General features: G+C 63.4%; 6 protein-coding genes. 2 read left to right on the top strand and 4 right to left on the bottom strand.

Going from position 1 to position 6,000, the window contains the following annotated elements; genetic code table 11:
- Positions 1-204: 204 nt before the first annotated feature.
- The 3 genes from WBR68_RS21920 to WBR68_RS21910 all read right to left on the bottom strand — a co-directional run bounded on the left by WBR68_RS21920 (position 205) and on the right by WBR68_RS21910 (position 2,689).
- Positions 205-1,122, bottom strand: a complete 918-nt coding sequence (locus WBR68_RS21920) for a DUF1177 domain-containing protein (RefSeq protein ID WP_230695246.1) — start codon at positions 1,120-1,122, stop codon at positions 205-207.
- On the bottom strand, positions 1,119-1,823 hold the full coding sequence (gene pepE / locus WBR68_RS21915; protein WP_050445243.1) for a dipeptidase PepE: 705 nt from the start codon (positions 1,821-1,823) through the stop codon (positions 1,119-1,121). The genes WBR68_RS21920 and pepE overlap by 4 nt, the downstream gene beginning before the upstream one ends.
- A 98-nt stretch (positions 1,824-1,921) precedes the next feature.
- Positions 1,922-2,689, bottom strand: coding sequence for an IclR family transcriptional regulator (locus WBR68_RS21910; protein WP_050445241.1), 768 nt, complete (start codon positions 2,687-2,689; stop codon positions 1,922-1,924).
- A 224-nt stretch (positions 2,690-2,913) separates the two neighbouring features.
- Here WBR68_RS21910 and WBR68_RS21905 point away from each other — a divergent pair, with 224 nt between their 5' ends.
- Positions 2,914-4,164 (top strand): M24 family metallopeptidase, encoded by a 1,251-nt coding sequence (locus tag WBR68_RS21905; protein ID WP_127184996.1) that lies wholly within the window; start codon positions 2,914-2,916, stop codon positions 4,162-4,164.
- 31 nt (positions 4,165-4,195) lie between these two features.
- Positions 4,196-4,831, top strand: coding sequence for a CerR family C-terminal domain-containing protein (locus WBR68_RS21900; protein ID WP_230695245.1), 636 nt, complete (start codon positions 4,196-4,198; stop codon positions 4,829-4,831).
- Between the two features lie 16 nt (positions 4,832-4,847).
- On the opposite strand, the gene WBR68_RS21895 is transcribed toward WBR68_RS21900, so the two are convergent.
- Positions 4,848-5,888: a metal-dependent hydrolase gene (locus tag WBR68_RS21895; protein ID WP_230695244.1), complete on the bottom strand. Its 1,041-nt coding sequence runs from the start codon at positions 5,886-5,888 to the stop codon at positions 4,848-4,850.
- Between the last annotated feature and the right edge of the window lie 112 nt (positions 5,889-6,000).

Genomic DNA, 6,000 nt, shown 5'->3' with positions numbered 1-6,000 from the left:
GAGCACGCCAATAGGATAAAAACCTATGTGTTACCCATGTCCCCGAACATGTGTCACCCATGTCCCCGGTCCATACAAACGCGCGTAACCCATCAAGCGGTGCGTCCGTTGTGGCTGAAGTTGCTTTGGTGCTGGCGGTGCTTGATGGGTTGCGCGCGTTCGCCGTTGTTCTTCTTGCCTTGGGTTTCTCGCGCTTCACCCATCCTACTGACCGCGGCCCATGGTCTGTAGGTGCGCCATGGAGCCGTATCGCGCTTGCAACGCAGCCCACTCCGCTTCATCGTAGAACGTCATCGCGCCTTGGCCGTACAGCTTGGCGATTTCTATGCAGAAGCGCATCGCGACGTCGGCATCCACAGCGTTGGTCACGCCAGTAGCGCAACCGGGCACGGTGGTTTGCGCGGTCAGCGCCACGCCCACGACGGGCGCATCGGTGACCGTGGCCGGCTGCATCAGCGAATTCACGTGCCACAGGCCGTTTTCGTAAGGCGTGATGTCTTGCGTGGTCAGCGGCAGGGTCACGGGAAGCTCGCCGCTGACCCAACCCATCACATCCAGCATCATCTCCGGAACGCGCAGCAGATAGCCTTGCTTGGCCACCGGCGTCAGCGCCACGCCGCGCTTGTTCACCAGGCGGTTGCCGCGCGTGGTGTCCACGGACAGGATCGCGTCCATGCGCGGGTCCACCTCGTGCGACATCATTTCGCGCATGGCAAAAGGCGAACGCATCATCGGCACGGGATGATGCGGGCGCGTGCCGGCACGCGGGCAGATGTGCGTGCGGATGCGCACGGTGCCCGGCATCACGTCGCCCTGTCGCGCCATGGCCATCAGCTTCAGCGCGGCGGCAATCGCCACGACCGCTCCATCGCTATCGGACACCAGGCCCGTCACGGCGGGCCGTGCACCGATGCCGCCCAGACGGCCGACGATGCCCAGTTGCGGCGCGAAGGGATCCAGGCCGGGAATGACGATGGACAGAAAATCGGTAGCAGCGCCGTCGCGTTCCAGGTGGGTGACTTCCACTTCGCAATCGCCGGCGTCGCGCAACACCTTGGCCACCGCTTCGCCGCTGATGCGCGCCGACGACAGCAGCTCGATGGTGTCGATCACCTGCTTCATGCCGGAATCTCCAGCGGACCCGGGCGAAACACGCGCGGCTCTTCGCTGCCCAGGAATAACGGAGCGTCGTGTGGGCCGATTAGTTCGACCTGCTGACCGCGCACACGCAGGCCCGATCCTTCGGGCAGCCCCAGCACCGGCATCGCGGGGTTCAACACGCAGAACTCCGCCAGGCGTTGGGCGCGCGTTTCGCCACGGTGTCCGGGCGGATGCGCGTTGGTGTAGTGCGGGTTGATCTGGAACGTAATCAAGTCCAGGGCATCGAAGCCGCCCGGGTCGGTAATGGGCATGTCATTGGTGGTGCAGATGGTGGGGCACGTCAGGTTGGACCCAGCACTCCAGCCCAGATACGCCGCGCCTGCGCGCACGCGACGCTTGACCACGTCCAGCAAGCCTTGGCGACGCAATTGCCCCAACAGGTTGAACGTGTTGCCACCGCCCACGATGATGACGGCGGCATTTTCCAGCGCGGCTGCGGGGTCCGCTGCACGATGCAGGCCTTCGATAGCCAGGCCCGTGTCCGCCAGGGCCGAGGCCACCAGCGCGGTGTAGTCGTCCCAATCCCGCGTGACGCCGGCGAACGGCACGAACACGGTCGGCGCGCCTTGCGGCAAGGATTCGATCAGTTCGCGGATGTCCGACAAGGCGTGTACCAGGTAGCCGGCGTCGCTGCTGGAATTGCTGAGTAGCAAAAGGTTCATGGGATAGGTTCCGTCAGGGGATGTTCGAGGTGAGCGCCCGCGTGGGCGCGTCGACAAGAGAAAGGTCTCAAGCCAGCAGGGGGTTTAAGCCCAAGGGTTCACGCCAGCCAATAAGGGTCGTGCAGTTCGCGGCCCAACGCCGCCACCTGTTGCAGCACTGAATCTCGCAAGCGCGCCACGCGCGCCGCATCGGCCTGGAACGACACAAACGACAGACACAGGCCGCGCAATTCGCCAGTGGCCGGGTCACGTACCGCAGCCGCCACGGCGCCAATGCCGGGCATGGCCTGGTCAATCGCCACGCCGCAATGGTCAGCGCGGGTCTGCTCGACCAGGCGGGCCAGGTCGCCGACGGTGGCTGGGCAATCACGGCCTTCCATCGGCAGGGGCTGCGCTGGGTCGGCACCGTACAGCGCTTGAAATTCAGCATCGCTCAAGCGCGACAACAGCGCCCGGCCCATCGCCGTGCCGGACGCATTGCGGCGCGAGCCAGGCGGTGACAACACCTGCACCGGATGCGAGCCATTCAGACGTTGCAGCACCACGGTTTCACGTTGGTTCAAGGTGGACAAATACGCGGTCAAACCGCTGTCGTCGGACAGGCGGGTCAGCACCGCGCGGCAGGCTTCGTCCAGCGGCGTTGCGGCCATGCCGGCGCGCACGGCCTGCGCTAGCAAGGCCCCCGCACGATAGCGACGCGTGGCGGCGTCCTGATCCAGCATGCCGTAATGCTGCATCTGGTTCAGCAAGCGAGAGGCCGTGCTCTTGGGCATGGTCAGCCGTGCGGCGACGTCGGTAAAGCTCAGCTCCGTCGCGCCTTCCGCATACAGCGACAGCACGCGTTGTACTCCATCTAGAATGCTCATGGTGTTCCATAAAATGGAACTTAAGTTCCTTAATATAGGACAAGAATAAAACATGCGGCAGGAAGTGGTCAATATGAGGATTGTCGGGACATGGATGTGTGCCCAAGGGCTGCCTCGCTCTTATCCCTTTTTATTTATTCATTAATTAATTCATTTGATTGATTCATTCATATGAATGATTTATAGTCACCGCTTGCTAACACCCTCTATGGAGCAACACACCCATGTCCCCCGCCCCCCTTTCCCTGACCGAGCGCGACAGGCGCTGGCAACTTGCCCGCGACCTGATGGCGGCCGAACACCTGGACGCCCTGATTGTGTACGGCGATCGCGAAGCCGCCGCCCCGGCAGGTTTTGCCCATGACTGTTACTTCACCAACGACCGCCCGGGATCAATCGTGGTGTTCGTCGGCGACGAAGCGCCGCGTGTCTATACCTTTGCCTCGCTGATGGTGGCCGACCACCTGCAAGCCGCGCTGCGCGGAGACCTGCAATGGATCGCTCCGGAACAGTTGTTTGTCGGCAAGACGGGCCGCGACGTCGGCGCCTGGCTGGCCAGCCGGCAATTGAACGGCGCCCGCATCGGCGTGATCGGCCTGGAGCCTTACCCTCCCTTCTATTTCGACGGCGCCATGCCCGCGCGCACGCTGCAAGGCCTGGAAGCTGCGTTGCCGGATGCGGTATTCGTGCCCGTGTTCCGCCCGTTCTTTCAGCGCGCAGCGGTGAAGAGCCAAGAAGAACAGGCCATGATCCGGCACGCCGCCAGCATTGGCGAAGCCATGAGCGAAACCCTGCGCGTCACGGCCAAGCCGGGCGTGTCCGAGGCAGACCTGGTCGCGGCGGTCACTGCCACGTGCTTTTCCATGGGCGGCTATACCGCCGAAATCCTGCTGGGTTCCGGGCCCGAATACGTGGGATGGGGGCCCGCCGCCTGGCAGTACCGTGCGCAAGCGCCCCGGATCTTGCAACAGGGGGACGTGGTGCTGTCAGAGATCTTTGCGCTGTACGGCATGATGGAAACCCAGCACCAGGCGGCGGTGGCGATCGGCACGGTGCACCCGGACATCCTGCGCGCAGCCGAGGTTGCCCGCGCCAGTTACGAAGCCGGGGTCACAGCGTTAAAGGTGGGCAATACCTTCGGCGATGTGGTCGACGCCATGGAAGCACCGCTGCTTGAGGCCGGCGGCTGGCATGTGCATCCCTTGATTCACAGCATCAATCCCTATGGGCCGGTAGGCTTTGGCACCGCCCCTGGCATAGAATCCCTGCCCGAAGCGGCCCGCTATGCAGACCTGCGGCGCCTGCCCACCGTGGGGCGCGACGTGCCACTGCAAGAGGGCATGTGCTTTGCCTTCGAACCGAATTGCGCCTTTGATCGCCATCTGGCTAATATCGGCGGCACCGTTCTCGTCGGCCTCACGGCCGGAGTGGAACTGAACCAGAACTCAACGTGGCTGATGCACGCAGACGACTAGTCACACGCGGGCAGCCAACTCCAAGACATCGATGCACGATCAAGACACTCTCAACGCACGCTCCCGCGAAACGCGCGACCGGCTGATCCGGGCAGGCCTGGCGCTGTTCAGCCGCCATGGGCTGGACGGCGTGCGGACCCGGCAACTGGTCGACGCGGCAGGCGTGAACCAATCCGCTATTCCCTATCATTTCGGGGGAAAGGACGGGGTGTATGCAGCAGTGCTTGAGCAGGTGGCCGCCCACATCGCCGAGCGCCTGGGCCTGCCGCGCCCGGCGGCGACGTCGCCAGATTCCGCCCGTGCGGCGCTTCAGTTGCTGATGCAGGATTTTGTATCGGCACTGTTGGATTCAGAAGCGTCGGCCGCCAGCAGCCTGCTGCTGGCGCGCGAACAGCTACAACCCACCGAGCAATTCGACGCGTTGTATGGGCAGTTGTTCCAGCCGCTGCACGAGAACATTGCAAACCTGGTGGCGGACATCCGTGGGCAAACGCATGGAGATTGCGACACCATTCTGCGCGCACACGCCATCCTGGGCCAGGCGCTTGCCTTCGCGGTAGCGCGCGAGGCGCTGCTGCGCCGGCTGGGTGTCCAAACCTTGTCACCCAAGGACATCCAGAACATCGTGCAGATGGTCGGGAACATGGCGATTAGCGCCTGTTCCTGACCGCGCACATTCCCCGCTACTTCGTCGACAATTCCGACCATTGCGCCAGCGGCAACGGCGGCTGCGCATGCAGGATGCGGGCAAGCACCCGCTTCAATTCCTCCCAACCGCCCCGCTCGCTGGGCCAACTGGACGGCGTGACCGGCTTCCAACCGCCCTCTGGCGTGCGCTCGGCCATCTTGAAGCGGAAGGTGTAATGCCCCGCCATGCCCATGCGCAAATCGCTCACGACCAAGGCGTCGCCGATGGCGTCATAGCGCAGCCAATCATCCGTGAACCATTGCAGGCGCTGGTGCAGGGGCACGTCATCCAACGCTTGCGCCAGATCCAGGTGCAGCGGCTGGCGCAGCCATTCCGGCGGGTCCCGGTCGAACAGGCTGCTGACGGCTTCGTAGTAGCTGCCATCCGGCGTCTTGGCAATGACGCGCCAGACCAGGGTATTGAACGGCATCGACACGGCCCGCAGCTCGGTTACCGCGATGCCCTGATCGCGCATCGCCTCGCGCACCCGGTCTTCCGCCGCCATGCGGCTGGCCAGGCCGAAGCCCAGATACGCGGTGCTGAATACCAGCACACCGGCCAGGAAGCGGCGTGCACGTTGCGTCATCCCGACGGCAATCGCGTAGAACACGGCCAGCAACATCGGCACCGTGTAGACGGGATCAATAATGAAAATGGCCGACCAGCTTTCGGGTATGGTGGTCATCGGCCAAAAAAGCTGCGTGCCATAGACCGTGAACGAATCCAGTATCGGGTGCGTCACCAGCACCAGCCATATCGTCAGGAACAGCCGTCGCCCGCTATACGGTGCCTGTGGCCAGTATTTGCGTATCAGCCAGGCAAGCAGCATGGCCAGGCCGGTCAGCACGAACACCGAATGGGAGAACCCCCGGTGGTAGGTCATGAGGGACACGGGGTCGGGGTACCGCACCAATACGTCCAGATCGGGCAGCGTCCCCAGCACCGCGCCGTAAATCAGCGCCCGACGCCCTTGGAAGCGTCCCAGCAAGGCGCCTTGTATGCCCGCGCCCAGCACGGCTTGTGTTACCGAATCCATAGTTTCCCAGTCGAACCTTCCATCAACCGCATCAATCAGACAGCCTAGATAACATTTGGCCATCAAGCCAGGCGTTAAGATACCCGATTGCTTTCAGCTAATTTTCAGACTT

This window comes from Achromobacter sp. JD-1, assembly GCF_038594925.1.
Taxonomy (GTDB): Bacteria; Pseudomonadota; Gammaproteobacteria; order Burkholderiales; family Burkholderiaceae_B; genus Achromobacter; species Achromobacter spanius_C.
Note: the sequence above shows the minus strand (reverse complement) of the source record. Positions and strands in the feature narration are given on the sequence as shown.

Excerpts from the sequence above, each read along its gene's own strand:
- WBR68_RS21920 (WP_230695246.1), bottom strand. The coding sequence starts at position 1,122 with ATGAAGCAGGTGATCGACACCATCGAGCTGCTGTCGTCGGCGCGCATC.
- pepE (WP_050445243.1), bottom strand. The coding sequence starts at position 1,823 with ATGAACCTTTTGCTACTCAGCAATTCCAGCAGCGACGCCGGCTACCTG.
- WBR68_RS21910 (WP_050445241.1), bottom strand. The coding sequence starts at position 2,689 with ATGAGCATTCTAGATGGAGTACAACGCGTGCTGTCGCTGTATGCGGAA.
- WBR68_RS21905 (WP_127184996.1), top strand. The coding sequence starts at position 2,914 with ATGTCCCCCGCCCCCCTTTCCCTGACCGAGCGCGACAGGCGCTGGCAA.
- WBR68_RS21900 (WP_230695245.1), top strand. The coding sequence starts at position 4,196 with ATGCACGATCAAGACACTCTCAACGCACGCTCCCGCGAAACGCGCGAC.
- WBR68_RS21895 (WP_230695244.1), bottom strand. The coding sequence starts at position 5,888 with ATGGATTCGGTAACACAAGCCGTGCTGGGCGCGGGCATACAAGGCGCC.